13 protein-coding genes and 2 pseudogenes are annotated in these 26,824 nt (G+C 65.2%); 8 read left to right on the plus strand and 7 right to left on the minus strand.

Going from position 1 to position 26,824, the window contains the following annotated elements:
• Positions 1 to 65: 65 nt before the first annotated feature.
• From V6U77_RS13830 to V6U77_RS13840, 3 genes and pseudogenes are all read right to left on the minus strand, one after another.
• Positions 66 to 350, minus strand: a pseudogene (locus tag V6U77_RS13830) (phosphorothioated DNA-binding restriction endonuclease); the annotation flags it as partial.
• Positions 347 to 3,478, minus strand: coding sequence for a DUF3427 domain-containing protein (locus V6U77_RS13835; protein ID WP_334606706.1), 3,132 nt, complete (start codon positions 3,476 to 3,478; stop codon positions 347 to 349). The pseudogene V6U77_RS13830 and the gene V6U77_RS13835, both read right to left, overlap by 4 nt.
• Positions 3,441 to 4,105: pseudogene (locus V6U77_RS13840) on the minus strand (DUF5919 domain-containing protein). Before V6U77_RS13840 ends, V6U77_RS13835 begins: the two are co-directional and overlap by 38 nt.
• A 713-nt stretch (positions 4,106 to 4,818) precedes the next feature.
• Between V6U77_RS13840 and dpdE the strand changes: the two are divergent.
• The 8 genes from dpdE to dpdD are packed head-to-tail and all read left to right on the plus strand — an operon-like array spanning position 4,819 to position 22,222.
• Positions 4,819 to 7,926, plus strand: a complete 3,108-nt coding sequence (gene dpdE / locus V6U77_RS13850) for a protein DpdE (protein ID WP_334606708.1) — start codon at positions 4,819 to 4,821, stop codon at positions 7,924 to 7,926.
• Between the two features lie 11 nt (positions 7,927 to 7,937).
• Positions 7,938 to 10,373: a protein DpdF gene (dpdF, locus tag V6U77_RS13855; RefSeq protein WP_334606709.1), complete on the plus strand. Its 2,436-nt coding sequence runs from the start codon at positions 7,938 to 7,940 to the stop codon at positions 10,371 to 10,373.
• A 7-nt stretch (positions 10,374 to 10,380) separates the two neighbouring features.
• Positions 10,381 to 11,334: a protein DpdG gene (dpdG, locus tag V6U77_RS13860; RefSeq protein ID WP_334606736.1), complete on the plus strand. Its 954-nt coding sequence runs from the start codon at positions 10,381 to 10,383 to the stop codon at positions 11,332 to 11,334.
• On the plus strand, positions 11,331 to 14,246 hold the full coding sequence (locus tag V6U77_RS13865) for an ATP-binding protein (protein ID WP_334606710.1): 2,916 nt from the start codon (positions 11,331 to 11,333) through the stop codon (positions 14,244 to 14,246). Before dpdG ends, V6U77_RS13865 begins: the two co-directional genes overlap by 4 nt.
• Complete coding sequence (locus V6U77_RS13870) at positions 14,243 to 15,007, plus strand: hypothetical protein (RefSeq protein ID WP_334606711.1); 765 nt, start codon at positions 14,243 to 14,245, stop codon at positions 15,005 to 15,007. The genes V6U77_RS13865 and V6U77_RS13870 overlap by 4 nt, the downstream gene beginning before the upstream one ends.
• Complete coding sequence (gene dpdJ / locus V6U77_RS13875; protein WP_334606712.1) at positions 15,001 to 19,455, plus strand: protein DpdJ; 4,455 nt, start codon at positions 15,001 to 15,003, stop codon at positions 19,453 to 19,455. The genes V6U77_RS13870 and dpdJ overlap by 7 nt, the downstream gene beginning before the upstream one ends.
• Complete coding sequence (dpdK, locus tag V6U77_RS13880; protein ID WP_334606713.1) at positions 19,452 to 19,991, plus strand: phospholipase D-like domain-containing protein DpdK; 540 nt, start codon at positions 19,452 to 19,454, stop codon at positions 19,989 to 19,991. Before dpdJ ends, dpdK begins: the two co-directional genes overlap by 4 nt.
• Positions 19,988 to 22,222, plus strand: a complete 2,235-nt coding sequence (dpdD, locus tag V6U77_RS13885; protein WP_334606714.1) for a protein DpdD — start codon at positions 19,988 to 19,990, stop codon at positions 22,220 to 22,222. Before dpdK ends, dpdD begins: the two co-directional genes overlap by 4 nt.
• Before the next feature lie 574 nt (positions 22,223 to 22,796).
• On the opposite strand, the gene dbpB (V6U77_RS13890) is transcribed toward dpdD, so the two are convergent.
• Genes dbpB (V6U77_RS13890) through V6U77_RS13905 form a run of 4 tightly spaced genes read right to left on the minus strand, consistent with a single transcriptional unit; the run spans position 22,797 to position 26,791 of the window.
• Positions 22,797 to 23,987: a DGQHR domain-containing protein DpdB gene (dbpB, locus tag V6U77_RS13890; RefSeq protein WP_334606715.1), complete on the minus strand. Its 1,191-nt coding sequence runs from the start codon at positions 23,985 to 23,987 to the stop codon at positions 22,797 to 22,799.
• Entirely contained in the window at positions 23,980 to 25,221 is a 1,242-nt protein-coding gene (dpdA, locus tag V6U77_RS13895) for a tRNA-guanine transglycosylase DpdA (RefSeq protein ID WP_334606717.1), read from the minus strand. The genes dbpB (V6U77_RS13890) and dpdA overlap by 8 nt, the downstream gene beginning before the upstream one ends.
• A complete protein-coding gene (gene dbpB, locus V6U77_RS13900) occupies positions 25,218 to 26,360 on the minus strand; it encodes a DGQHR domain-containing protein DpdB (RefSeq protein ID WP_334606718.1) in 1,143 nt (380 codons plus the stop codon). The genes dpdA and dbpB (V6U77_RS13900) overlap by 4 nt, the downstream gene beginning before the upstream one ends.
• Positions 26,360 to 26,791 carry a hypothetical protein gene (locus V6U77_RS13905; protein WP_334606719.1) on the minus strand — a complete coding sequence of 144 codons (432 nt, stop codon included), beginning with the start codon at positions 26,789 to 26,791 and terminating at the stop codon, positions 26,360 to 26,362. The genes dbpB (V6U77_RS13900) and V6U77_RS13905 overlap by 1 nt, the downstream gene beginning before the upstream one ends.
• Positions 26,792 to 26,824: the final 33 nt, after the last annotated feature.

The raw sequence follows: 26,824 nt of genomic DNA on the forward strand, positions 1-26,824 counted from the left end.
GAACCTGCGTCCCGGGGCGGGGCTGCAACATCCTGCCGTGCAGGTCATAGGTCGACCGACCCGCCCATCGGTACCTCACGGTTCAGCGTCCACACGCCGTCGCTGCGGAGCCGGGTGAACGGGTACGCGGCGCTCTGCGCCCGCCCCGTCTTCGACGCCGGACCGAACTCGGCGATCAGGTCGCTGAGGCGCTCCTGCGACTGAGACCACGGCAGCTCGCTGGAGCCGTCCCGGGCGAGCTGGCCGAGCGCCAGCAACACCAACAGTGGCTTGTGCGGTGCGCGCCGGCCACGCTGCTGGTGCAGCCGCAGGGAGGTCAGCCGGTCCAACACCTCCTGTCGGGTGCTCATGCGGCGATCGTCCGGGCGGTGGCGTACACGTCGGCGGGGAGGGCGTGCGCCAGTCGCCAGATGATCCGCACCGGCCGGTCGCCGGTGTGCTCCTGATAGGTCATCGGGCCGGCGTAGAGGTAGGCCGGTGCGCCCAAGTCCCGGTCCGCGACCCGGGTTTCCCGTACGAACAGGTGCACCGTCGAGCCGCGCGAGGCGTGGTGGATGTAGCGCTGCCCGGTCGCCGAGGCCGATGACGTGGTGCTCTGCGACTCCCACTGGAACAGGCTGTCGGTGATGGCCCGGTCGGCGTACATGGTGGTGGGGGAGTAGTGCGCCTCCGACTTGACCAGGGTGACGAAGAAGAGGTCCGCCTGGGCATCGGGCAGCCACTTCACGCCCTCGCGCAGCGAACCCGGGTTCGGCATGCCGAAGGCGGCGCACGCCTCGTTGCGGCTGTAGCGGGCGTGCACCCGCAGCGGCACCTCAGCCGACAGCGGCTGCGGGGTGACCCGGTGGATCCGCTCGCGCAGCACCTCGGCCACCTGCCGCAGCTCGGTGCAACGGGCCGGTTCCGCCCAGAGTCGCGCCAGCCGCTCGTTTCGCGAGGCCAGCGGCGCGTTCGGCCCCCACAGGTCGAAGTGCAGCATGTCCCACAGCCGCCCGGCGTCCGGCCGCTGGCCCGTCGCCACCCGGGTCAGCAGGTCCAGGCGGTCCGGGTCGTCGAGGTGCAGCATCCGCCCGATGGCCCGGCCCAACTCCCGGTCGTCCGGCCCCGGCGTCGATGACTCCAGCCCGGCGAGCCGGCGCAGCCCGGTCCATCCGCCGACGGTCGCCGACCGGTACACGTCCTCGATTTCCACGTCCGTCTCCCGCAGAAACCCGGCGAGGCTGACGTCCCCGAGGTGCCGCAGCTCCGCCAGCAGGCCGTTCTTCGACGTCGGCATGACGGTACGCAGGTTGTCGAGCACGACCTTGCGGGCGACCGGGTCGAGCTGGATGTGGCAGCCGCTGGGCAGCGACGGAAAGTCCTGTTCGACGGCGTCCCTGATCTCCCTGCGGCTGACCCCGGTCAGGGCGCGCCAGCGCAGGTCGAAGCGGAAGCTGACGTGCTGCCCACCGATGAAGTCGAGCACCGTCAGGCAGGGCTTGTCGTCGTCCAGGCGCAGCCCCCGGCCGAGCTGCTGAAGGAAGATCGTGGCGCTCTCGGTGGGCCGCAGCATCAGGACCGTGTCGACCATCGGCAGGTCGACGCCCTCGTTGAACAGGTCCACGGTGAAGAGCACCCGCAGCTTGCCGGCCTTGAACTCCCGCAGCAGATCCTGCTGCACGGGCCGGTCGACCTGGGAGGTGACCGCCGCCGACGGCACGCCGTGCCGGGTGAACCACTCCGCCATGAATCGGGCGTGGGCGATGCTCACGCAGAACCCGAGCGCCCGCATCCGGTCCACGTCGACCGTGTCGCATACCGCCTTCAGCACCAGCCGCGCCCGCGCGTCGTTGCCGGTGTAGAGGCCGTCAAGCTCGCCGAGGTCGTACCCCTGGCCGCGCTTCCAGCGCAGCCGCGACAGGTCCACGTCGTCGTGCAGCCCGAAATACTGGAACGGCGCGAGCAACTGCCGCTCCAACGCCTCCCACAGGTGCAGCTCCACCGCCACGCGGCCGTCGAACCACCGCCGCACATCCCGACCGTCGGCCCGGTCGGGGGTCGCCGTAAGCCCCAGCAGTACGCGCGGCCGAAGCCGCTCCAACAGCCGGGCGTACGTCGGTGCCTCCGCGTGGTGGAACTCGTCGACGATCACCATGTCGTACGCCTCGGGGTCGATCTCCCGCCGGTGCAGCGACTGGATGGAGGCGAAGACGTGCCGCCACCTGGTCGGGGTCTTGCCACCGACCAGGGTCTCGCCGAAGCTGCCGTCGAGCATCACCTGCCGGAACGTCGCCAGGCTCTGGGTGAGGATCTGCTCCTGGTGGGCGACGAAGAGCAGCGAGTCGACCTGGCCCTTGCGGTGCAGGCGCCGGAAGTCCAGCGCCGCGACGACTGTCTTGCCGGTGCCGGTCGCCATCACCACCAGGTTCCGGTGCCGGCCGTGCACCTGCCGCTCGGCGTCCAGGTCGGCGAGGATCTCCGCCTGGTACGGGTACGGCCGCACGTCCAGGTTGGCGATCTGCGTGGGCGAGTCCTCGCGCCGCTCCCCGCTGAGGGCGTTGCGCAGCCGCTCGGCGTCCCGGGTGGCGTCGTAGTCCTCGAATGCCGGGTCGTTCCAGTAGTCCTCGAACGTGGCGGTGAACGTGTCGATGACGTGCGGCTGCTCGACGTTGGATACGCGCACGTTCCACTCCACGCCGTCGATCAGCGCGGTTTTCGACAGGTTGGACGATCCGACGTACGCGGTGCTCATGCCGTTGTTGCGGCGGAACAGCCACGCCTTGGCGTGCAGCCGGGTGGTCCTCGTCTCGTAGGACACCTTGATCTCGGCGCCCAGTTCGGCGAGCCGGTCGAGGGCCCGCTGATCGGTTGCGCCGAGGTAGGTCGTGGTGATGACGCGCAGCTTGCCGCCCCGGGCGATCAGCTCGCGGATGGCCGGCTCGACGATGCGCAGGCCGTACCACTTGATGAACGCGCAGAGTAGGTCGACCTGCTCGGCCGAGGCCATCTCGTGGGTGACCTCGTGGCCGATGCGCGGCTGGTGGCGGCCGTTGACCAGCAGGGCGCCGGTCGAAAGCGGGGTGGTGGGGCGTTGGGGGAAGGCTGGTTGCGCGGGCGGGGTGGGTGGGGCGGCGATGGCGTGCAAGAGGTGCTTGGCGTCGGTGATCTGGTCGTGTGCCGTCGATGCCTGCGGGCTCTCGGCGGCGATGGCGTCGGCGATGCGGTTGGCGAGTTCGATCTGGCGGTGGAGTTTGTCGTCGCCGCTGGGGACGGCGTGCAGGGCGCGGTGGGCCAGGGTGGCGATCTGACGGGCGAGGGCGTCGGGGGCGTCGGCGGGGTCGAGCTTGCGGTGCTCGACGAGGGTGGGGTCGACGTGGTGGAGGCGAGCAGCCAGTTCGCGGGTGATGAGGTGCTCGTAGACGCCCCGCCCAAGATTCGTTACTCGGGCAACGTAGCTGCTTTCACGCTGCGGTGTTGTCGAAACTGGTGTCGGGTCCATGACCCTTGACGGTTAGCGCGCCTGGTGGCCGACGTCGCATTGTCTTGGCCGCCCGCGCAACCGCTTCGATCGCAACAGGCACCAGGTGTCTGTAGTCGTTCACAGTTGCCGCCCCGGGTCGCCGCTCTGTCTCGAAGAATTGTTCGAACACCGGATACAGCCCACCCCGGCCCGGTCTCCTTCTGACGACGAACGCGGGCGATTCCACTCCTCGACTTTCCGCCAGGTACGGCTGGGTGACGCAGAGATCGTCGACCAGGACCACGTTGAAGCGGAGCCTGTCGTCGTAGACGGCCGGTTCGTGCGGCCCTGGAGCCCATCGGGCAGCCTGTCGGGTATCCGCACCAGGGTTTCCGATGTTGAGCTTCACCAGTCCGGAAAGCTGCCCCGCCGGAAAGCCTTCCTTTGCCTCGCGCGCCTGAACGGCCTGCCCGTCGGGCCGAGGAACATGAGGCGGACGTGCGCGCCGGCCGCGATCAGGTCGTGCCACCGGCGATCGGCATAGCCCTGCGACAACTGGTTGAGCGACAGCCCGATCGCCTGCACGTCCTGTGCTCCGCCGAGCAGTTGGTCAGCTGGCAGGTCTGTGGAGCGCTCGGACCGGTTCGGGTTGACGGCGACAAGCACCGAACCGGCCGATGTCTTCGTTGGCTGCGGGCGGACGTGCCGGGGCGCGATCGGGAGCGGGCCGTCGAGCTGCTGGCCGGTCGCAGCGCTGCGGATGGCGGCGGTGTACGCGCTGTTCCTCGATGGGTTCGAGGAGAGTGAGCGGGTGTACTACGCGACGGACGTTTGACGCCTGTCTGAAGCAGGCGGTCGGCCCGACACCTGCCTCCCCGACTGCGCGCGATGTGCGCGGAGCTGTCGTTTCGCACACTGTCGCATCTCCGACAGTGTGCTTCGCGCGCGTGAGTCGTCTTGACGGCCGACGCTGCGGTGAAGGTCGCGACACCGGTCAGGAGCCGCCGTCCCACCGCTGAGCAGGCGAGGGGTGCATCGTCGGCAAGTAGTTGCCTCGGCGCAATATTGACCCCGAAGGCAATTGACGGCGGGAAGAGGTCAACAGAGGCCAGCCGATTGGCGGAACATCGGGGGTCCCGCAGGTGGGACTTGTGCGGGTAGGGTCCGGGGACCGCCAGTGGGGAGGTTGGATCTGTGCGCCTGCGCGAGGGTGCTGTCAGCATATGTGACGGCGGGCCGGCCGTGGGATCACGGATCTCGGCCGGGGTTGGCGTGGTCGGACCTGAAGGTCCCGAGCCTCGCGGTTGAACCCCTATGGGTAAGGGTGGGGGTGTCTCAGGCAGGGGATGCTCCGCCCGTTGAGCAGGTGAGAGCGCACCATGAATGACGCAGTTGCCAAGAGTGACGATGTGTTCGTCCGGCATCCGGTGTATGGCATCGGGAAGCTCGGCAAAGAATCGGGAGTTGTTCGCTTTTTCGACGGGCCTGCGACGGAGGAGATAGCGATACCAGTGGGCAATGCTGCCCTTCGGTTAGTGCGGCTGCAGCGGCATCAGCGAGTCTGGTGCCTCCACGGCGGAACATGGCAGGCCGGATTCATCGATGAATGTGATTCGAGCGATGAATCATACCTGGTCGATTTTCCCAACGGCCGCTCCGAGTTCATCCCGGCCGATCGGCTGTACGTTCGGTGGTCACAGCCCGTTCATGACCCGGTGGCGCTCTTGAAGGCCGGCACCGTCGAGAGTCGGTTCGTGCATGACCGTCGTACTGCGTTCGTGAGGGATGTTCTCCGTCAGCGTGTCGCCGCTCAGGGGTTGGCCGGGATCTGGTCCTCGGGCGTCGAGACTCACGCTCACCAGGTTGGAGCCGCGCGGCGCATCCTTGCCGACCCTGTCAAGCGATACCTGCTCGCGGACGAGGTCGGCCTGGGCAAAACGGTCGAGGCGGGGATGGTGTTGCGGCAACTCCTCCTCAATGAGACCGGTGAGGCGCTCGTTCTCGCGCCGGACGGGTTGTCCGACCAGTGGCGGGACGAGTTGCTCTCGAAGTTTCGCGTCGATCAGTTTCCAGGTCGGGTCCGGGTGCTTCCTCACTCTGCCATCCCGTCGGTCGCCCCGACGGAGCGGATGATCGTAATCATCGACGAGGCGCACCAGGTTACTGCCGCGAATGGTCACGGTGGTAGGGACTACCGACGCCTGTGCGAGATTAGCCACGCAGCGTCAAGCGCGCTGCTGCTGTCCGCGACTCCTGTGCGGTCAAACGAAGATGGCTTCCTAAGAATGCTTCACCTACTCGACCCCTCTGCCTACCCACTCGACAGTATTCGGGAGTTCCGGCATCGGGTCGAGATCCGCGATGAACTCGCGCAGGCCCTGGCCGCTCTCAGCGATGATGCCCCGGTGATGTTCCTCGATGAGCCATGTTCGGCGCTGCGGCAGATGCTGCCCCATGAGCATTGGCTGCAGCAGGAGTTGGACGTGCTTGAGCGCCTTATCGCAAGCCGTGACACCGATGCTGTCCGAGCGGTTTGCCACCGCGTCCGAACGCAACTCGCCGAGACGCACCGCATCCATCGCCGCATGATCCGGACGCGCAGGACTGCCTCGTTGGCCCGCCTGTTCCCTGTACGTGGCCGCACCGTGGGGCGGGATTGGTTGGTGACTGATCCGGATCCAAGGCGCCCTGCCGTCCTGAGGATGATTGATGATCTGCGTGTCGAGTTGGCCGCTCTGGAGCCGCACCACGCCCAAGAGTTCTTTCGCACTGTTCTCGGCCGAGCCACGGCACCGGTAATTGCGCTCGCGGATCTTGCGATGGCCCTGCGTGGCGAGACTGGCCACGATCTTGACGCTGCAGAGACGGCATCGCTGGCTGCCTTCGCCGGTACTGCGCTTGGCATCTCGATCGCCGACCAGATCGAGGCGATCCTCGACCTGGCCACTGACGATGACCGGCTAACGGCCGTGGTGCAGTGGGCGTGGCCGTACATCGGGAGTCATCGTGTCGCGGTGGCATGCTCTTTCCCTAAGACGGCTGAAGCCGCCGCGCAGCGTCTGGAGGCCCAGTTCGGTACTGGCCGCGTGGTGCGCCTGTTGTCGACGATGAGCGCTGCTGAACGCGGCAAGGCGGCCCGCCACTTCGTCGACGAGCCGTCTCGAGCCGTGATCGTGATGGACCGGAGCGGGGAGGAAGGCATCAACCTGCAGGTCATTGAAAACGTCTTGCACCTTGACCTGCCCGTGAACATCGCCCGCATCGAACAGCGTTTGGGACGGTTTGACCGATGGGCTCCACAACGCCACTCAGCCAAGACGCCCGTTCGCTCGACAACGTTTCGAGAGCAATCCGAGACGCTCGACGCGAACCTGGGAGGATGGCGGAACGCCATTGACGAAGGGCTGAGCCTGTTCGGCGAGTCCAGCGCAACCCTGCAGTACGTGCTTCCAGATGTAGAACGTGACTTTCTCGCTGACGCCATTGACCGAGGGCTTCCCGACGCCAGCGAACGCATGGCCGGACGCAGAGAGAATCTCGATAAGCAGCGGAGGCGTATCGAGGGACAGGACCTGCTCGACGCGATCGAGGATCGCGCGGAGGACGGGCAGTTGGCCCGAAGCATGGTCGAGGGCGATCGCCCAGACGCTACCCTGAGCGCATTCCGCGGCTATGCCGTCAAGGTGCTCGGATTCACTGAGGATGTGGACAAGCACCTTACCCGCTTCGGCGTCAGCACCAGGCGCCCGCCCCGCGTCACGGAGTCGGATGTCCACAAGATCGGACCGGCTAACCTGCGCCGCCATTACGCTCACCGGCGCGCCAGGGCGGTAAGCGGTGCCGGCTTGCTTCGGTGGGGCGAACCGATTGTCGATCGGTTCGCGGACCTGGCGATGTACGACGATCGAGGGCGAGCCTTCGTGACTGAGATCTACCAACCGCGCCGGGAGCCCGGTTCCGTCGTGACGGTATTCATGTTTAGCGTCGTCGTCGCACCCGATCCCACGCCCATAGACGACCTGAGGGTAGTCGGCCAAGCGGCTGCGGCGGCCGCCAGAGCGCGGCTGGGCCAACTGTTTCCGCCGCTGTCCCAGCGAGTGTGGTGGCGGCCCGGACAGGGCGAGCCCCCAGACGAGGTGTGCCGGGGCCTCGACACCACTGCCGGCGATGATCTCGGGAGCCGCCCGGAACGGTTGGAACAGTTGACCCGGGCGGTGAATTGGGCGGATCAGTGCGAACAGGCGGCTCGCGACGCGTTGCGATGGGTGGTGTGCCGTCCCATTGTGCAGCGACACACATCTGACGCGTCCGCGGGAGCCAAGGCGATGCGTGCGCAGGAGGAGGCCGTGGTGCAGGCGCGTCGCCGTGCCGGGGCAGAGGCTTCGAACGACCCGCGCATCCTGGAAGCAGTCTTGGCGGCCGTCGAGGCTCCGCAAGTCACGATCGACTCCTGTGGCATCGTCTTCCTCACAGGGCCGGAGGCATGAGCATGCCCAGCGTGACTTTTGACGAGCTCCGCGCGCGGAACCGTCGGCTGGATCGCCGGCTGTCCTGGCGCAAGGCGTCAACCGCCGACATCGCCGTGATGATCCGTGCGGAACTGGTGGCTGCAGGCTACGCATCGCTGACCCTGGCCGGTACGCCGCTCGAGCACTGGAATACGTACTTATGGTCGGGTTACGGCCTGCTCCACGAGGGCACGACCGTGCGACCGACGGCGTGGAAGCCAACATGGCTCGACCACTACGACATCACGTCGCCGGACGACGCTCCGAGCCGCCGTCTGCCACGACGGTCCGACGAGGCTGTACCCGCGGACCCGTTCTACAAGCAGACAATGAATCGTGTAGTAGCTAAAAGCCAGGCACAGCGCGACGCACTCCGGGCGGCCGCCCTAGCCGGCGCTGGCGACACAGTCATCGCCGTGCTGCCGACGGGATCAGGTAAGAGTGATGTGGTCCTCACACGAGCATTCCGCAATCGGCCGCGTCAGGCGATCATCGTGGTGCCCACTGTCTCTCTTGCAATGGATCTCGAGAGGCGCGTACGGCGCCTAGTCGGCGACGGCCGCGACCGGTTCGCCTATGTCGGCGTAGCCGATGCATCGGACAAGGAACGCATCCGTAACGGCATCGCGGCAGGTTCGCAGTGGCTGACCATCGCTGCACCGGAGGCAGCCTGCACCGGGCTCGCCATGCCTCTAATGCAGGCAGCCGAACGGGGAACCCTTGATCTCATCGCCATCGATGAAGCCCATATGGTGGCGGAGTGGGGAGATGCCTTCCGGCCGGCGTTTCAGACGTTCGCCGGTCTTCGGGACCGTCTGCTCGACATCGCCCCGCAGGGCCGCCAAGCAGCCACCGTCCTGCTCACCGGAACGTTGGACACCTACGGCCTGGCGACGCTGACCCGGCTGTTTCCCGGTCGCCACCGTCTCCTCGTGTCCGGGCAGACGACCCGACCAGAGCCGGCGTGGTGGTCAGCACACTGCGCGGACGAGGCCGACAAGCGCGATAAGTTGATCGAGGCGTTGCGGCATCTTCCTCGGCCTGCTTTGGTCTACACCACGCTGCACCTTTCGGACCGTTCTACCAACACCGGGACCGTGCTTTCCTGGCTGGCCGACGCAGGGTTCGGCGCCGTGACAAGAATCGCCGGCAACCCGAAGCCGAGCGACAGGCAGGCGGCCGTCCACGGCCTGCGCCTAGACGGTGCTCCGGCTGAGGACTTGGACATCGTGGTGGCCACTTCGGCTTTCGGCCTCGGAATCGACATCCCAGACGTCCGCACCGTCGTGCACGTCTGCGTACCTGAGTCCGTCGACCGGCTTTATCAGGAAGTTGGGCGCTGCGGCCGCGACGGTTATGCGGCAACGTCGCTGCTCTTGTGGACGCACGCGGACGTGGATGTGGCCAATGGCATGGCGCGTGAACGTCTAATCGGTCCGGATCTAGCGTGGCAACGCTGGCAGAGCATGCGTAACGGACGGTGGTTGGGTGATGAGCTCACCGTTGACCTGCGCGCCGAACACGCCGGGGTCACCTACCCGGCGAGCGACGCCAATATCTACTGGAACGTACAGACGCTGTCTGCGATGAGTCGGGCGGGAATGATCAGGCGGCGGTGGCCGACGCCGCAGGAGGTGCCTGCGGATGCATCAGATGATGAGATGGAAGCGTTCTTCGACACCCAGCGAACCGCTGCCACTATCGAACTCGTCCACAGCGACATCGACGATGCGACGAGGTTCGCACAGCGACTCACTCAGGGCCGGCGGTCCACCTTGACGGCTAGCGATGCCGCTCTGACCGCCGCGACAACCCTCGTTCGCGGTCTCAATGAATGCACAAACCGGTATCTGGCACGCCGGTATCGGCTAGAAGACGAGGATGGAAACCAGTTTCCTGTGACGGTGGCGTGCGGCGGCTGTCCACATTGTCGGCGTACTGGACGGTTGCCCACCCGAGCCCGGGCCAGCAACACTCTGGTGGCCGGACATCTACATGCGCAGGCCGCCGACGACCTGCGGCGCCTGGCAGAGAGCGGCAGGATGAGCGTGCGGCTGACATTTCCCCATGACCATAGAGCCATACGAGCTTTAGGTGATCGTCTCCTCCGCCGGGGCGTCTCCGTTGTCGTCGCGAATTCGGAGGCTGTCGCTTGGCGTACAGGTGCAACTGAGCCATGGTGGGTGGAGGACCTCCACAAGTGGGCGGAGCAACTCGATACCCCCTGGCGGGCCCCTACCCTCCTCATGGTCGACACGGCGATCGACGACGCAGTACTTGCCCGAGCGATATCCCTGCTCGCCCGTCAGCCGCTCGGCATTGTGCTAACGCCCGCAACGCGTCGTGACCCAGCGGATCCACGGCGACTCCTGCACGAGGCGTGGACGCCGAGCTACACGATCGAGGATCTGTTGAGGAGGATCTGACGTGCCTATGCTCAACCCTCCCGACGTCCTACCCGAGGCGATGCGGTACCTGCTTCGCGCAGCGTTGGCCCATCGGGGTGGACGGTGCGCCAAGGACGAGCTAATCCAACTGGTGGCGCCGAGCGGCCTCCCGGAAGTGATGAAGCCGCTGGACACAGACAGGGAGACGGATCGCGACATCGACGGCACTGCGGCGAGCGGGCGGCTAATCGCTGAGAAGTCGCTGAGCGCTCTGGCGGCGCTGGGGATCGTGGAGTTGGAACGCGCGGAGGTGAAGGTAGCCGAAGCCGCTCTCCGGCACTGGCGCACCCCCCAGGAGGTGACGGCCTTCTCATTCAGCCGGCTTCTGCGGTCACACGTCTGGAGTACCGCATCCATGACCAACGAAGGCAGTGTGGATGCCCGGGTCTGGGACCTGGTCAACGCAGTGTCAGTCATGTTCGCCGCACCGGAGCCGCTGCGGCCATTCGACTTCGAGACCGGCATGGGCCGGAGGTTCGACGAGGCCCAGAAACGGTGGTTTGGCCAGCGTAAGAGCGACTGGCCGGTAACCAACGTGGAACAGTATCGGTCGTTTTGCCGATGGGCTCCCTACCTCGGGTTCGCGACGCCTATCACCGGCAGGTCACTCGTCGTGGACGCCAGCAGTGCCCTGCTGCAAGACCTCGCCGACCTGCCACACGGACGCATGCGGGCGTCCGAGTTCGTTGCTCGCTGTGCTGAGCAACTGCCGGTGAGTGACGGCGGGCTTCACACGCTCTGGAAGCCTGACGATGCCCAGGAACTATCTCCAGGGATGTCAATGTCGCTACGCCAACTCGAGGCGGGCGGGCACCTCACCTTGCCACCCGCCGAAAGCGACACAGACACGCTGGTGGTCACACTCGGGGTCCCCGGCGAAGCCACCCGGGTCTCCCACCTCGACTGGCATCCTCAGATCCCGGCGAAGGAGCGCTCGTGACGTCGACACCGATTCCGCCGTGCTGGTCGCGGGCCGAAATCCAGATTGCTGCGCAGGTCGACGCCGGCGGTTTGGACATTGGTGACCCGGCGTCCGACGCGGTGTTCAGCGCCGTCCATCAATCCGTCCCGCTGGCACGGCGGACCAAGGCAGGCGTCAACCAACCCGTCACCGAAGGCGATGTCCTAAGGGATCTGTGTCAGCCGCTCAACTCGAACGAACCCCACATTCGGTTCATCACCGGTCGGGTTGGCACGGGCAAGAGTCACCTCGTCCGGTGGCTGAGCATCCACGCCCCGCGCCGCGACGACTGGCACGTCGTCTACATCGAGAAGCGCAACACCTCCCTGCGCCGCATCATTGAATGCGTCCTTGAAGGCATAAATACCCCTACCGCAGACAATATTCGCGTCCGCCTGGCGCAGGCGGCATCGCGTGTCACCACGGTCCAGGAAGCGATGCTGGCGCTGCTCAACCATCTGCACCGTATGGTGCAGTTCGACGACACTCCCGCCATCCAGAACATGTCGGGGGAGGACCTGCGGGCCATCCGCGAGCGCCTCGCGCGGCTGGTCGGCGACTACTCGTTCAAACAGCAACTGTCGCGGTCCGGCGGCCCGATCGAGCGAATCGCGAGGCTGGCCAAGGATGGCCACGGTCCCGAGGCGGACGTGGACGCCGAGGATCTTCACATCGGCGAAGCCGATCTGCGGATCAACCCTGATGACTTCGCCGACTTCACGGACGACTTTCAACGCAAGATCCGCGAGTTCGTAACCAACCGCGCCTTCCGCGCTGCGGCAGCCGCCGTTCTGGACTACTACCTCCCGCGCGCGATCGCGGAGGTCTTCACCGGCAGCGCCAGCGACCTCCTGCAGGTCTTCGAGGACGTGCGCGCCGAGTTGGCCCGGCGTGGCCACGAACTGGTGTTATTCATTGAAGACCTGGTGTTGTTGCACGGCATTGACGCGCAGTTAGCTCAGGCGCTGACGGTACCTGCCCGGGCGAACCTCTGCCGGATCCGGGCCGCGATCGCGGTTACCTCCGGGTATCTCGACGACCGATATGCCACGTTCGCCGATCGGGGCATCCACTACACGATGGATGTGGATCTCGCCGAGGTGCAGAGCGCAGACCTGAGGTCGTTCGTCGGCAAGTACCTCAACGCGGGTCGCATCGGACGCCACGTCCTCGCTGCGGCCGCTCAGGCCGGCGACGAGGTTCCCAACGCATGCACGGACTGCATCTACCGAGATCGGTGCCATCCCGTGTTTGGTGTGACCCACGAGGGCCACGGGCTGTTCCCGTTCAACGGTGCGGCAGTCGATCGGTTGATCACGCTCGCCAGTCCCAAGGGCGGCTTCGACCCTCGCAACATTCTCCGGGAGGTGATCCGGGAACCGCTCGAGGTCGCCGAGGATGAATTGTCCAAGCCGGGCGAGTTCCCCTCGGCGCGCTTCGCGTCGGGTCTCGAGCCCACTCGGCTGTCGGTGCCCGTCGAGGTTCGTGACACGATCACCCGACAGTCGAGCACTCCGCAACCAGAGATCAGCCTGCGGGCGTTCTACGCGACCAATCCGCCGGTCGTCGACGATCACATGCGCCGCATCGCTGACGTCTTTGGCGTGCGCCTGACCGACATCGGTGAAGCCGGCGCAGCGCCGGCCACACCCGAAGAGCCGGTCGCGCCGGCGCCAGCGTCAGTGCACGAAATCGACAAGTGGGTTGGCGGCGTACGGCTGGGGGCGAACCCATCGCAGAAGATCCGCAGGTGGATTCTCGACGCGCTGGCTGCTCGCCTACAGAGCGGCCCACACGGAATCAACGTCAAACGCTCCGGCACCAGCATTCTGGTCGGGCCGGTGACCATCAAGACCAGCAACGTGTGGGTGGACAACTCAGCCGGCGGTGGCAGCACGCCTCCCGACAGCCTTACCATGAAGTTCTTCCCTAATGACCGGGATGCGGTGCTCCTGAAGGGAGTTCTCGCCGCCTCAGGGAACCTTGCAGGCCCCAACGGCGGCCGCTGGTTCTTCGAGCTGCAGACCCGACTGGCCGCGCTGGAAGCAGAGATCGTCGAGCACGTGCGGCGGGAGACGTCGTCCAGGCTCGGGCCGGCTCTCGCAATCTTGGGAGTCCTCAGCCGTGTTGACGGCCGTCGGGTGGAGTCGCCCGGTCAAGCCCTTGGCGTCATGATCCGACCGAAACGTCCGGACCCCCTCAATCCCGGCATGGCCAAGTTCCTAGACGAGGTGGCGCGGCAACGCACCTCCGCACTAAGCGTCGTACGCGACAATCTCACCCAACGCAAGAGCGACGGCGCTCCCTCGATCTTCGACGCGGGGGCCGTGCTGAAAGACCTCATGCGTTACGCGCAACTGACCCAACTTCCTCCCGAACTGCGCACCCAGTCCGAGACGCGAGTTAGCGTCCGCGGGTTCCACGACGCCCAGAGCAGCGCGGCCGACTCCTTATGGAGGCCAGTGAGGGACAGTCTGCGCGAGATCGGCCAGCACATCGTGGAGGGTGAGGATCTCCAAGAGGCGCTGACGACCATGGACAGGTTGGTATCTCAGGCACACAGGGAGTCCGTGCTGGCCGATGCTGGTGCTAAGGCCACCTATGACCGGCTGCGTGACAAGGTGACCGATGAGCAGTTGAGCCTGCTGCGACGGCTCACCAAACTCCTGCCATCCGTGGCAGACCCCGGGGCGATTTGGCACCTGACGGTCGATCCTTCTCCCGCTCTTGCCGACTTGCTCAACTACTGGCGGCTGTGTGATCACATCCTGCACTCGTTGCGCGACACCTCAAGCACCCCCAGTGGCGCCTCGGACACGTACGATCGCGCCCGGCTGCAGCGCGCGCTGCGCGAACTCGCGGACACTCTCGAAGGGCTGGGCAAGCAGTGACCGAGTTGCCCCGTACAGACACCGGTCCCGAACCCGACTCGCTGGTTACACGGGCTAACCAGACACTCCTAGCCCTTGCCGACCGTGCTGATCGGAAGAAGACCGAGGCAGAGTTGACCGCGATTGCTGCGGCCTGCAACCGTGCAGAGACCCTGACTGCCAGCCTCAAGGACTGCGTGCGCATCGGCGAACAACTCTCGTCGCTCGATGTCGAATATGCCCGGCCAGCGATATCGCCAGCGGCTAGGAAGGCAATACCAAATTTGCGCAGAGCCGCGACGGAGGCTGCCAACCCCAACCGAGAACTCGCCGAACGTCTACGAGGCGGCGCGTTTCAGGACGCACTCGCGGCAGCAGGCGTCACGGTCTCACTTTTGGAACGGGCCCTCATCCGCGCCGCAGCGGAGGAACAGCGCCGCCTTAAGCCCGCCGACCTTGACCGGCCCATCCCCGCAATGCCGGGTCACGAATCGCTGCAGATCCGCATCAACAGGATCCAGTTGTCGCTGTCGCGTCCATACACCGGGACCGCTCGAGAGGCTCCTGCGGCCGTCGAGCGATGGCGACAGGACTCAACGGATTGGGCGGAGGTCCGTGCAGAAATCGATCGGCGTATGGCCGAACTGCCGCCTGAGATCAAGGCATTCGTTGAGGCCGCCGCTGGCGGCAGTGGCGCACCATGGTCGCTGGTCACCCCAGCCGTCCGCACGTGGCTGGACAGCGAGGGCAACGGTGAGGGATACGGGGTCCGTAAGTGGTGAATGATCTGTCCGCCTGCCTTCTGCGAGTGCTCGACGCTGTCGAGGACGTGGAAGCCCGTTACCTAGTCTGGGGGCTGACGGAGGAGAGTTGGACGGAGGAACATCTTCTTGAGACCATCAGAACAGCGGCACCGTCGTACGATCCCCGGGAACTCCTCGAACAACTTCTCCAACACAATCTCCTTTTCGAACTCGACCGGCGGTGGCCGACGGAGTACCGCACACGGATGGCTGAAACGATGCGTCTCATGGCGCATCTTCGCCAGCAGTTTCCCAACCGTCCCTGGCAGGCTGCCCCGCCTCTGGTCGCCGACTTCCGCTTCCGTCACGAACCCCGCTGGTTTCCCGAACGCAACCTCACCCCGGACGCGGTCGCGGCACAGTTGGCGGCCCGTCAACTCTCCGACGCACAGGTCGAAGCGGCGCGCCAGATCCTCGACGGACGCAAACTGTCGACCTTTCAGTTGGACTCCACGATCGACGTGTTCACCGCGATGGCGGGTCGCGATCGCGGTGTGGTTGTCAGCGCGGGTACCGGCAGTGGCAAAACCCTCGCGTTTTACCTGCCGGCGCTTACTTATCTCGCCACCCGGCCCGAGTCTCCCCGTGGCGTCGGTGTCGTAGCGATATATCCACGCAACGAACTGCTCAAGGACCAACTCGCCTCGGCCCTTGACGAGACGCGGCGGCTGCGCAAGGCGGGTGGTCGGCAGATTCGCCTTGGCGCCTTCTTTGGCAACACTCCGAAAGCGGCCGAAGCGGCAAGAGCCCCCAACCGGGCGTGGCGCAGAGCCGCCACGGGCTGGGTGTGCCCGTATCTCACGTGCCCCGGCTCAGAGACTGAAAGCCGGTGCGGGGGCGAGCTCGTCTGGCGCTTCACCGACTATGCCCCTTCCGCGCAGCGGAAGCACGAGCGGCTGACCTGCGTCCGTTGCGGCGAGCAGGTCGGCGACGATGAGGTCGCATTGACCCGTCGGTCCATGCACGCTCGCCCGCCCGACCTGCTGTTCACGACTACAGAAATGCTGAACCGATCTCTAAGCGACGGCTGGAGCATGCATGTGTTCGGCGTAGGGCCGAAGGCAGCGAGCCGGCCCGGGCTGGTGCTACTCGACGAGGTGCACACCTACGAGGGCAGCAACGGTGCCCAGGTTGCTTATCTGCTGCGACGGTGGCGACGCCTGCTGGGTCGGCCCACCACCTGGGTGGGGCTAAGCGCGACCTTGGCGAACGCGGGCCGCTTCTTCGAAACCCTCTGCGGGCTCGCCGATGGCACAGTGACCACCATCGAGCCGCGGCAGGAGGACATGAGGCCGCGCGGGCGGGAGTACCAGGTGGTGCTGCGTGGCGACCCCGGCCAGCAAACCGCTCTGTTGTCGAGCACGATCCAGTCGCTCATGCTGCTGCGACGTGTCCTCGACCGCCAGCCCACCTCGCTGGGGGCGTATGGAAACCGTGTTTTCGCGTTCTGCGACAACCTCGATCTGGTCAACCGGCTCTATCGACAAATGCTGTCCGCTGAGGGCTTTACAGAGACGGGTCGGCGTTTGCGCAACGGAGTCGCCCTCGCGAGTCTGCGCCTAAGCCGCGCTGCCGGACGGTCCGGCCCGGTGACCGATTGGGAACGGCGAGATGCCGACGGCCAGCAGTGGTGGATGCCCGAACGGCTCGGTTTCGACGACCAGGGCCTGAGGATCGGTCGGACGTCGTCGCAGGACACCGGCGTCAAGGTGGGATCCGACATCGTTGTGACGACGTCCTCCCTTGAGGTGGGGTTTGACGACCCATCCGTGGGGGCGGTCCTGCAGCACAAAGCCCCTCGCGACGTGGCGTCGTTCCTGCAGCGCCGAGGACGCGCCGGGCGGACGCAGACGCAGCGCCCGTGGACCGTCGTGGTGTTGTCAGACTTCGGACGCGACCGTACGGCGTACCAGGACTACGAAACGCTGCTCGCCCCGGCCCTACCGGAGAAACGTCTGCCGCTGGGCAACCAGTCCGTGCGCAAGATGCAGGCGGCGATGTGCCTCATTGACTGGGCGGCGCACCGATTGGACGTTACGGCTCGCACCGGTGGCCAACGCATGCGTAGCGTGTTTGTCCAACCAGATTCCACTCATGCGCACCTGCGCGAAGAGGTGGCAAAATTGCTCACCCAGGTGATGGACGGGGGAACCGAGCGCCAGGAACTGATGACCTTCATCGGCTCGTCGCTACGGCTGAGCCTAGAGGAAGTCGAGGCGGTGTGCTGGGAACAGCCCCGCTCCCTGCTTCTGGACGCGGTGCCCACGGCTCGGCGCCGGCTAGTGAGCCGGTGGGCAGCCTACGACAACGGCAAAGCTGTACCCGAGCGGGAGGAGTGGGTCAACGACTCGCCCCTGCCGGAGTTTATTCCCAAGGCACTGTTTAGCGACCTGTGCCTGCCTGAGGTCGCCATCGAACCGCCGCCCAACTACGACGAGGCGGCCCGTGAATCGATCGCAGTGCATATGGCGCTCAATGAGTTAGCACCAGGCAAGGTGACCATGCGCTGGGCGGTGGAGCGGGGACGAGGCCTCTGGATCGAACCCGCGCCCGACGGCCAGGCCGTCGCACTCGAACTGGGCCTTGCACAATGCGGAGACGTCATCGGAGAGGTATCCGACGATCACGGAACGCTTCCTCTGGTTCGCCCACTCGTCACCGCACCACAGGTGCCAGATCCGGAGGTGCAGTCGTCGTCTAACGGTCGTCTGCATTGGCAGGTGCGCCGACAGGCACCTGCCGACGCGATTAAGGTACTCCGACCACGGAGCGGACCGCTGGTTGGCACTGTGTTGTCTGTGGAGGCATATCTGCACTCCGGCTGCGGTGCGCTGCACACCTGGCGGTATGCCACGGCAACGTCGGCCGCGGTGCTGCGGCGTGCCGGCGGGCGCCAGCAGATCGCCAACAGCTTCACCTGGCATGGGCAGCCGGCGGCGGTGGGGTATGAGGCCAGCGTCGATGCGCAGGTCGTGACTGTCGCGGTGCCGCAGACGCTGGCGGCGTTTGACCTTCACTGCTCACCACGCCGGCTTCGGCAGTTGCGCCGAGACATCTTCGTCGACCGGCTTCGCACGGGGCTGCATGCGCTGCGTATCGATCCGTTCCTTTCCCACAACATCGCGGAAGCCCTTGTTGCGGCGGCTGCGGCGGCAGTGCGGGATAGCACTGACCCGGTGCACCTGTCCGGCCTGCCTGCGGGGCACTGGCGGGAACTCGTCTCCGATGTGCTCAGCCAAGGACTAGTCGGACTCGAAGAAGACGAGGACGAGGACGATGACAACGACCTGAGTCCACGGCAGCAGCAGTTGCTCGACGCGCTACTTGACCCTGCGGTGATGCATGTGATCGCCGACAGCACCGGCCTCCTCACCGCCGAACCGGACGACACGTGGCTTCCCTGGTTGCGTGCCCGGTACGTGCACACGGTGGCTGCCGCCTGGCAAGCCGCAGCACAACAACTGTGCCCCGATTTCGACGCCGACCTCGACAGCATTGTTGACGTTGATCCGGTCACCGACAACTCGACAGTGGCATTCGTCCTTAGCGATGCCATGATCGGCGGTGGGGGCATGGTGGAGTCGTTGACCTCCCGTATCAGCGACGATCCGCGGCAGTTCGACTACCTCGTGGTTGCTGCGCTGCAGCCGTCTGACTTGGAGGAGGTCGACCGATCGCTTCGCCATACCTTGGACTTGCTCAACACAGAGCCTGAGATTGAGGAGGCCGCCCTTCGGTTCCGCCACGCCACCACGGATCGGCTCGGCTGCTGGCAGGGCCTGCTTGCTCTGCTCACCAACTACGGGGTCAGCCCGGCTCACGCCACCGTCACCACACTGGCCAGCCGCGTGTTCCGGGCCAACTCCGGACCGGAGTCCGACCTGCTGCTGCGGGAATGCCTCACCCGCTGGGAAAACGTCGAGGTGCGTGCCGGGTTCGCCATTGATCACCGCAGCATCTGCATGGCTCTTGCAACCGATCCGATCATCCGCGCTGAACTGGTCAAGGCGGTTCCGGAAGGAGCCGTGCAGAATCAGGCCTGGATGCAATCCGTGCTTCAGGGACTGTTGTGGCCCAGCGCCGAGGCGCGCCGGGCACAGTCCCTCGTAGCATCGAATCGTTTCGTCAGCGACCCCCCGATGACTGAACGGACACTGGTGCTGGATACCTTGCCCGATTCTCACGACGACGTCGATGTCGACCAGCCTGACTGGACCGACCGGCTTACGAAGATCATCGCTACGGCGGGGCGTTGCCGGCTGGTGTCGGGAAGTAATGACCGAGTCCGACTCAAGCGGGCGTTGCAGCACATCGTCATCCAGCCGATCGAGTTGGGCTGGCTTCATGTCCACCCGCACGTCGATGCCACCTCGCGCCATGACGGACTGTTGGCGGTGGACGTGTCTCTGGAGGAGTCACCACAGTGACCACTCGCTACATTCACCGGCTCGCCGCCCGCCCGCACCGTCTTATCGCAGAGGCTCTCCAGAGTCTGATCGTAAGCGAACTGCTGGCACCGGGGCGCCGCCTGTTGATCGCCTCGCCCTGGATCAGCGACGTGCCGCTGCTCGACAACCGCGGCGGGCGCTTCAGCGCCCTCGATGCGACCTGGGGAGCACAGGTTATCCGCCTGTCGGCGATCCTGCGCGCCCTTCTCGCCCAGCAGACCAATATCTATCTGCACTGCGGGCCGGGCGCGCCGCAAACCCGCTTCGTAGAGCGGCTCCACGATGTCGCACGACGCGATGGAACAGAGGCGTTATTTCATCCGCGGCAGTCAACACACGAAGCCGGGAGTGCCCTGGACCACGAGAAGGCGATTGGTGGCGATGACTGGATCGTCCATGGATCGATGAACCTGACCTACCGAGGAGTCGAGATCAACGGGGAGTTGGTGACCGTGTCCACCGACCCTGGCCACGTCGCGACGGTTACCACCGAACTGATGAGCTTGTTCGCATGAGTACGCGGGCCGCCGGAGCCCCGGTAGTACAGCGCTGGGAATCATTTCAACACGCGTTCTTCGCCCCGCCCAACGAACTGCGCGTCGGTGCTGTGCGGCAACTCGACGAACTCGTCACCATCGCGCAGCAACTCGTTGCCCAGGACCCTCCGAAGCCAGTGGTGCTGCCCGCGCGCATCGACGGCGTTACCCACTACTTCGCCATGGCGTTCGGGGCGGAGCAATCCCGTATGCTGCGGGAGTTGCTGCAGTCGCACATTGGCAAGACCTGGACCGACTTCGATGGCCAAAGCCTGGCTGCCAAGCCATCCGGTGACCTGCTGGAGCGGGCGGCAATCGCGCTTGCCGGCGACAGCCGATACGTCTACCGCTTTCGAGTCGCCGGCACGCCCCTGGCCGCCCGCATATCGGTACGAGAATCGGTCCAGGCCCTACTAACCTCGATTGCCGGAGCGCCGCGGCGGAACGCACGTCTCTCCCTGCCCATCGGACGCCTTATCGGCGACCTCGCCGATGCCTGCGCCTCACGGGCGGAGCAGGAGTCCGCAGCGGCCTACGCAGTACTCGCTTCCGATCACCGGTTATCGCAGGCGAACCGAATGTTCCTCCACATCCAGGTGCTCGCCGCGTTCGAACGCTGGGACGAACTCGATCAGCATCCGGAACTGGACACGCTCCTGAAGTTGCCCAGGCCAAGCTTGGCTTCTGACGCTCTGGCGCGCCTGGCCATGTCTAAGCTCCCCAATACACTCGGTCTGGCAGCATTCGGACCGGTCGCCACCCGTTTTAACGCCCTGATTGACTCCGTGTCGAGGATCCGGTCCACGGCAGGCGCCCGGTACTACACGCTGTGGGCTCTGACCGCCGGCGAGTCACCCGACATGCTGCGAGAGCGACTTACACGGGCCGGCTGGGCGAGCGACCCAGGCATCGTCGCCGTGCTGGACGCCCAGCCGTCCGCTAGCCCCGACGACGCAGAGCCGGCCGGCTCCTCCGTCACGGAACTTCGCCGCCGTGCCCAGGAATCGATTGAGGCCGGGCGCTTCGATGCTGCGGTCGATCTGCTATCGCACATGCCCACAGACGTTGCCGATTTACCCGCAGTGGTCGAGGCGGTGTCGCACACCCTCACGACTACGGCACTGGCCCTGCTGGCACGTCACCGTGCCGCGCATGGCGAGGAGGCCATCCGCCGCGCCTTCGGCCCGGCACCGCGCGTCGACAGGGGCATCGAACCGACTGCGCTGCCGGACAGGATCGCCGACCTGTTTGCCGCCTCAACGACGCCACAACGACTGCCTGAACTCGCCGAGTCCATCGCACAGACCGGCGTCTCCGAACTGCGGGTCCTGGGTGGAACCGACGCCGCCTGTCTGGCGATTCAAAAGATCACGGCAGGCGGCGGGCCGGGGCGCCTGTCACCCGGACTCGACGTGTGCATCGATTTGGTGCGCGATCTGAAGACCAGTAATGCGACGGTCGACGACGTTCGCTCGCTCAGTTACCGCGTGTTGGAGTTGTGGGCTTACCACGACAACAGTGGGGATCGCCACCGTGTGTCGCGAATCGCGCGGCTGATTGATGGCCTCGTCGAACTCGGTCTCAACGTGGAGGCATTCGATGAGGTGGTGGAACTGGTCCGCGCCGGATGGGATCCCTTTCTCACCGACGCCGACGTGCCGCTCGGTCTGGACCTGCTCGAACACCTCCTGGCACATCGACCCGGCCGCGCTGACAGTCTCGACAGATTCGCCGTGCCTATGCTGTCGCGAATCGGTCCACACAACGCCGGCCGGATCCCGTCGGCAGCGCTGGCCGTCGCCGTTGACCTCGCCCCGTCATTCGGGCTTACTATCACCCTCCCGCCAGCGGAGCGAGTCATCGGCGAGCAGCCAGCGACGATTCGTCCCGGCACCCGCATCGCCCTGTACTCACTTCAGGCACAAGCGCTGGAGCGCGCCGCCCGGATCCTGCGCTCGCGATATCCCGGCCTCGAGGTGCTGGTCTGCGCCGAGCGTGTCGCGACCGACTCGCTGCGGGCTGCGGCGCGGGCGGCGGACCTGTTCGTGGTGATGGACCGAGCCGCGGCCCATGCCGCCACCACCGCCCTTAAAGCGGAACGGCCGACCGCGCCGATTCGCTATGCCGTCGGGAAGGGGTCAACCTCTTTGATCGAGGCCGCAGAGGAGTGGCTTCGTAATGAAGCCACAGCCACAGGCGAACCCAGGTGAACGACGTTCACTGACGGCGGCCCGGCAGAACCGGGCCGCCGGGAACCATCGGAGGTTACAGTCGGGGCCACGCTGTGCCGGCACCACCGTGCATTGCACGCCGGTACATCGCTTGCGAGTAATGGAACAGGTGCAAAATATTACGAGAGGTGTCCTTTGCCTCGTTCCGGACGCGTTCATTGAGACGTAATCGATCGTGCTCCAAGCCCCAGCAAGGCGGCCCGTCTGCGGCCTTTCGGTACCTCTGGTGTCGTTGGCCAAGTGAAAGCGGCCGACGGTAGAGGCCGCCAACTCAGGTTGGCTCGCCTGCAAACGACGAATGCAGTATGGGCTGAGCGTGGAGCAAATCCTGTATCTATCGCCTCTTGATCTGTCGCGCCACGTGCCTAGGAAACGACTGGCCCCCCCCCGCGGTTTTAAAATGAACATCGGCTGTGTCCACGTGACACAATGCAATGGTTGGTCTTGGTCCCATATGCAGCAGGGCCAAGGCGGATATCCCAAGCCTCACCACGCAGGGTCGCAGCGGTGCTTGGCGCCGATTCCTCGGCGCGGGCACTTCCGCGGATGACACCTAAAAGAGCCGACTCGACCGATCGTGTCGCTTTCCCTGCTTCGCATAGTAGGTGGAGATCAGGAAGTCAGTAATCCGTTGAATATCTCGAGGGGTGTTCTGGACATCGTTCCAGCGGCGCGGAATCCCGTCGCCCAGATCCCACGTGCCCTCGGTCCACCGGCAGTAGTCCTTCACTGTCTTTAGCCCAGCAGCGAATCCCTGCACGTCGGGGACGTCCTCGCCACTGCCATTCGTGTCGGCGATAGCGTCCATCAGATATCCCATGCTGATGATGCCGGCGCCGTGCATCAGCCGCGACTTGCGAGGGGGCTTACCCCAGGCATCCTCACCGAACACCTCCCGCACAGCAGTCCAGAAGTCGCTCAGTACGGTCACCATCAGTCCGATATTGGGCAGCGTCTTGTCGCTTCCGCGGAATCGGTACAGGACCCCATCCGAGATGCTGTTCTCGAGCATGCGCAGCATGGAGTTGTCCTTGATGACCCCCGTGGGATTAGTCGGCGTCTGGATCATGTGGCGCAGCGGCGAACGTTGGTCGAAGTTGAGGCGCTCGAGAACCGTCGCTGGGAGTTGCCGCACGCGTAGTTGGTTCGGTAGCGGACCGGACGCGGCCGGGAGTAACTCGTGGATCAAGCCCTTGGGAAGCGGCTTGGTGGAGTTGACGAGAATGAACTGAGATCGGTGGTCGGCCTGGTCGGCGGTGATGAAGGCGGTGACACAGATCGGGAAGGCTTCTACCTCTGCGTTACGGATAGCCGCGCACCGTTGCTGGCCGTCCACGATAAAGCCAGGTTTGTCGGCGTCTTCCCAGTCGTCGCTCACGGGTACTACGAGCGTGCCCAGGCGGACGTAGCCAGGGGCCTCGGTAGCGGCGTCGGCAGGGACGAAGCGAACCCGGTCGTCGAAGGCGACGACAATGGCGTTGGGCAGCAGGGGGTTGTCGTCGGACTCCACATAGCGGCGAATTGCTGCCACGTGCGCCAGGACCTCTGGTCGTTGGTAGCCGTGCAGTTGCTGCTCGCTGTCGCGTCGGACACGCGAGACGGCGGCAAACGACGGGACCTGCTTGCCGTCCACCGCGAAGGTGTAGAGACGGCGGTTTGGCCCCTGCATGATTTCGAGAGCCGGAAGATGTAGCAGTTTCCCACGGCTTCCGGCCATGGTGCTCTTGTCTCCCTGCTTAGTCACGATCGTCATCTCCAAGTTGCCGGCGCAGTCGTTGCCCGAATACGTGTAGGTTGTGGAAGCCGCGACGCTTGTTGCGTTCCGCGCCGCGGAAGATAATTGTTTCGATTCCGGCCTTGTTGCAAATCGAGCAGTCGCACGCCTGCCACGGCCGATTCTCGAGCGTGTCGCGGTACTGATCGCTCCGGTCCGCCTTGCGGTCCCACACAGCGCTGTAGGCAACCAGTGCTTCCAAGGCGATTTCCAGGTCGACCTCGCCTCTGTCGAATGCGCGAAGGCATGTCAGGGCGGCGCGTTCGAGCTGCATGGCCTGCCCTTGGCTGATCTCGCCGGAACGAATCCGTGCCTTAAGCTTCGCATTGCCGTCAACCTGGGGGACGCGGAGCGCCACGTAGGTCCGGTCGAGCGCGTAGTAGTTATCCCGATCGTCCTTGAATGCCTGCCGGAAAGGCGATGTGCTGTCAAAACTAGTCACGCCGTGGCTGGCGAAGGTCGGGATGTCGTCAACGCGGCTGATTCCCAGCAGGTGCAACTGTGTGTCGCGCTCGCGTGCGTCATCGATAGCGCGGAGGCAGGCAAGAATGTCTTTCGTCTTCAGCGGAACCATTCCGCCGAGTGCGATGCGCTGGTATCCGATACGCTGCAGTTCCTTGACGGAATAAGCGTAGGACTCCGGACTCCAGCCCTGTGCTACCCCGAGGGGGGTGAAGTGAACGTCGCTTGATGAACAGCGTTGCCAAAATTCTGCCGCAAGTTGGAGCGTGATCTGTTGGCGGCGGACCCATTCTTTGGCCGCCTTGTCGATACGCGTGACGTTCGGTTCGTACTGGAAGATGACGTGGTCGACGGAGATTCCGTAGTCGAAGCCGCACCCTTCGTAGAAGCTGACCACCTCTTCAACGGTGTAGGGCGGGTGTTCTTCCCCGACGTACGAGAAGGCCCCGCAGTCACCCATGATCTTCAATGGGGCGCTGCCGTTGTGGAGGCGGAAGAACTCTCGCGCTCCTTGCCGGTACAGTCGATGGCGCTGGGGCCCGGTGTACTTGCCGGTGCTGGAGTTGGCGGTGCCGTCCACGATGGCCTTGGAGACCAGTAGGCCGTTGAAGGGCGGTGGCTTCAGCAGTTCGTGTGCGTACAGGTCGTCACGCTGGCGGACTCTGAACGGGTCGCGTTCCTCGCTCAGGAAGTCGAAGGTCGGGTCGACCTGGTCCTGGCTGTCAGGGAAGAAGAACTTCATCGGATGCCGGCCCGTTCGTTCAGGTAGACGCGGATCAGGTAGTTGGACAACTCCTGAACGTGGCGGGACAAGTTCTCAATTTCGTTCCAACGAAGGTTGAGTTCGTCCCATCTTCCCCCCGTCCACTGGCAGTGTGGCGCAATCACCGCGAGGTGTTTGCTGACCAGTGCGGGGGCCTCGGGGATGCGGGGATCCACTGTGCCCAGCACCCGATCCATCAGCCGTCCCATGGCCCGAATCCCTGCACCGTGCATGAGTCGACTCTTGCTCGGCGGCTTGCCCCAGGCTTCTGGGAAGGTGTCACGGACTGCTGTCCAATAGATATAGAGGGCCTGGAGGACTCCATCGAAGTCGGTTTCGTTGTGTGCGACGTCGCGGTAGGGGAAGAGACAGCCAGCCGACGAAGTCAGGCTCTCTTGAATCATTTCAACGACGACGGTGTCGGTGATCACCGCGTTTGGTGCCTGTTGCTTGTTCGTCGACGCTCGTTTAATCAGCCCGTAAAAGGGCGATGTCTTGTCGGCGTTCAAAACGTCACACAGGGCCGAGGGTGCCTTTCGTATGGCAAGTCGGGGAGGTAGCGGGCTGTCGACCTCCGGCAGTAGTTCGGTAACCAGACCACGCGGTAGCGGACGGGTGTTGTTAATGCGCAGGAACTGGTCGCGCTGGAAACCGACGCTGTCCGCCACGAACGCAGTCACCGGTACGGGAAACTGCTGCCGTTGGGTACGGGACAGCGCGAGAGCACGCTGCTGTCCATCAACGATCCATGCGGGCTTGGGCTTGCCCGGTTGCGACAAGGGAATGCTGAGTAGCCCAGAGGTGGCGAGCCCGTCTCCCGCGCCCGGTCCTCTGCTCGACTGGAACCGTACGTGCGAGGACAGGGCCAGGATGATTGGATTGGGGAAGACGGCGGACTCCGTGTCGAGGTACTCGACGATTTCTTGTATGTGCTTCCGTACCTGCGGCCGTTGGTAACCGATCAACTTCCCGGCGTCGTCCCGACTGACGCGGGAGATGTCCGCGATTTGCAGGACCTCTTCCGCTTGAAGCGCGAACAGATAGAGGGCGGGGGTGCCGGGCTGGGCGATTCGCAGCGCACGGCGCGCTATGGCCTTGGCATCCTGTGGGGGTGGCATCAGCAGCGCCCATCCAGAGAAATCTCGTCGAACAACTGCTTGAAGCGTGCCTGCTCACATGACTTGCCGGAGTCTCGTAACCGTCGAAGCAGGCGTGTTGCCGAGGTTGGCTCGGCCACTGCAAGTGGCCGTATGAAGGCCTTGACCTCGTCGTCGGTCATGCGCTCGCGATGAACTCGAGGCGCTGGCGGGGGCACCGCAGCTGCCAATTCGCCGGCCAAGGCGCGGAGGTGGGAGCGGCGATGGGTGCCAGGATCCGCAGTAGCAAGGCTCAGGAGGCGCTGCGCGACACGCACGTTGAGGGCAAGCAGGCTGCCGCCGACCGCCAACCTCATCGGAGCGGCCACGGCGACGACAAGTTCGTCTAGGTCGGGATCCGCCTGCTTCGGGCCGATGATCGTCAGTCGCTGCGGGTCGCGCAGTTGCCCCACCGCCCTACGGAGATCGTCACTGCACGCCCGAAG

It is taken from the genome of Micromonospora sp. CPCC 205546 (assembly GCF_036902715.1).
In the GTDB taxonomy this organism is placed as follows: Bacteria; Actinomycetota; Actinomycetes; order Mycobacteriales; family Micromonosporaceae; genus Micromonospora.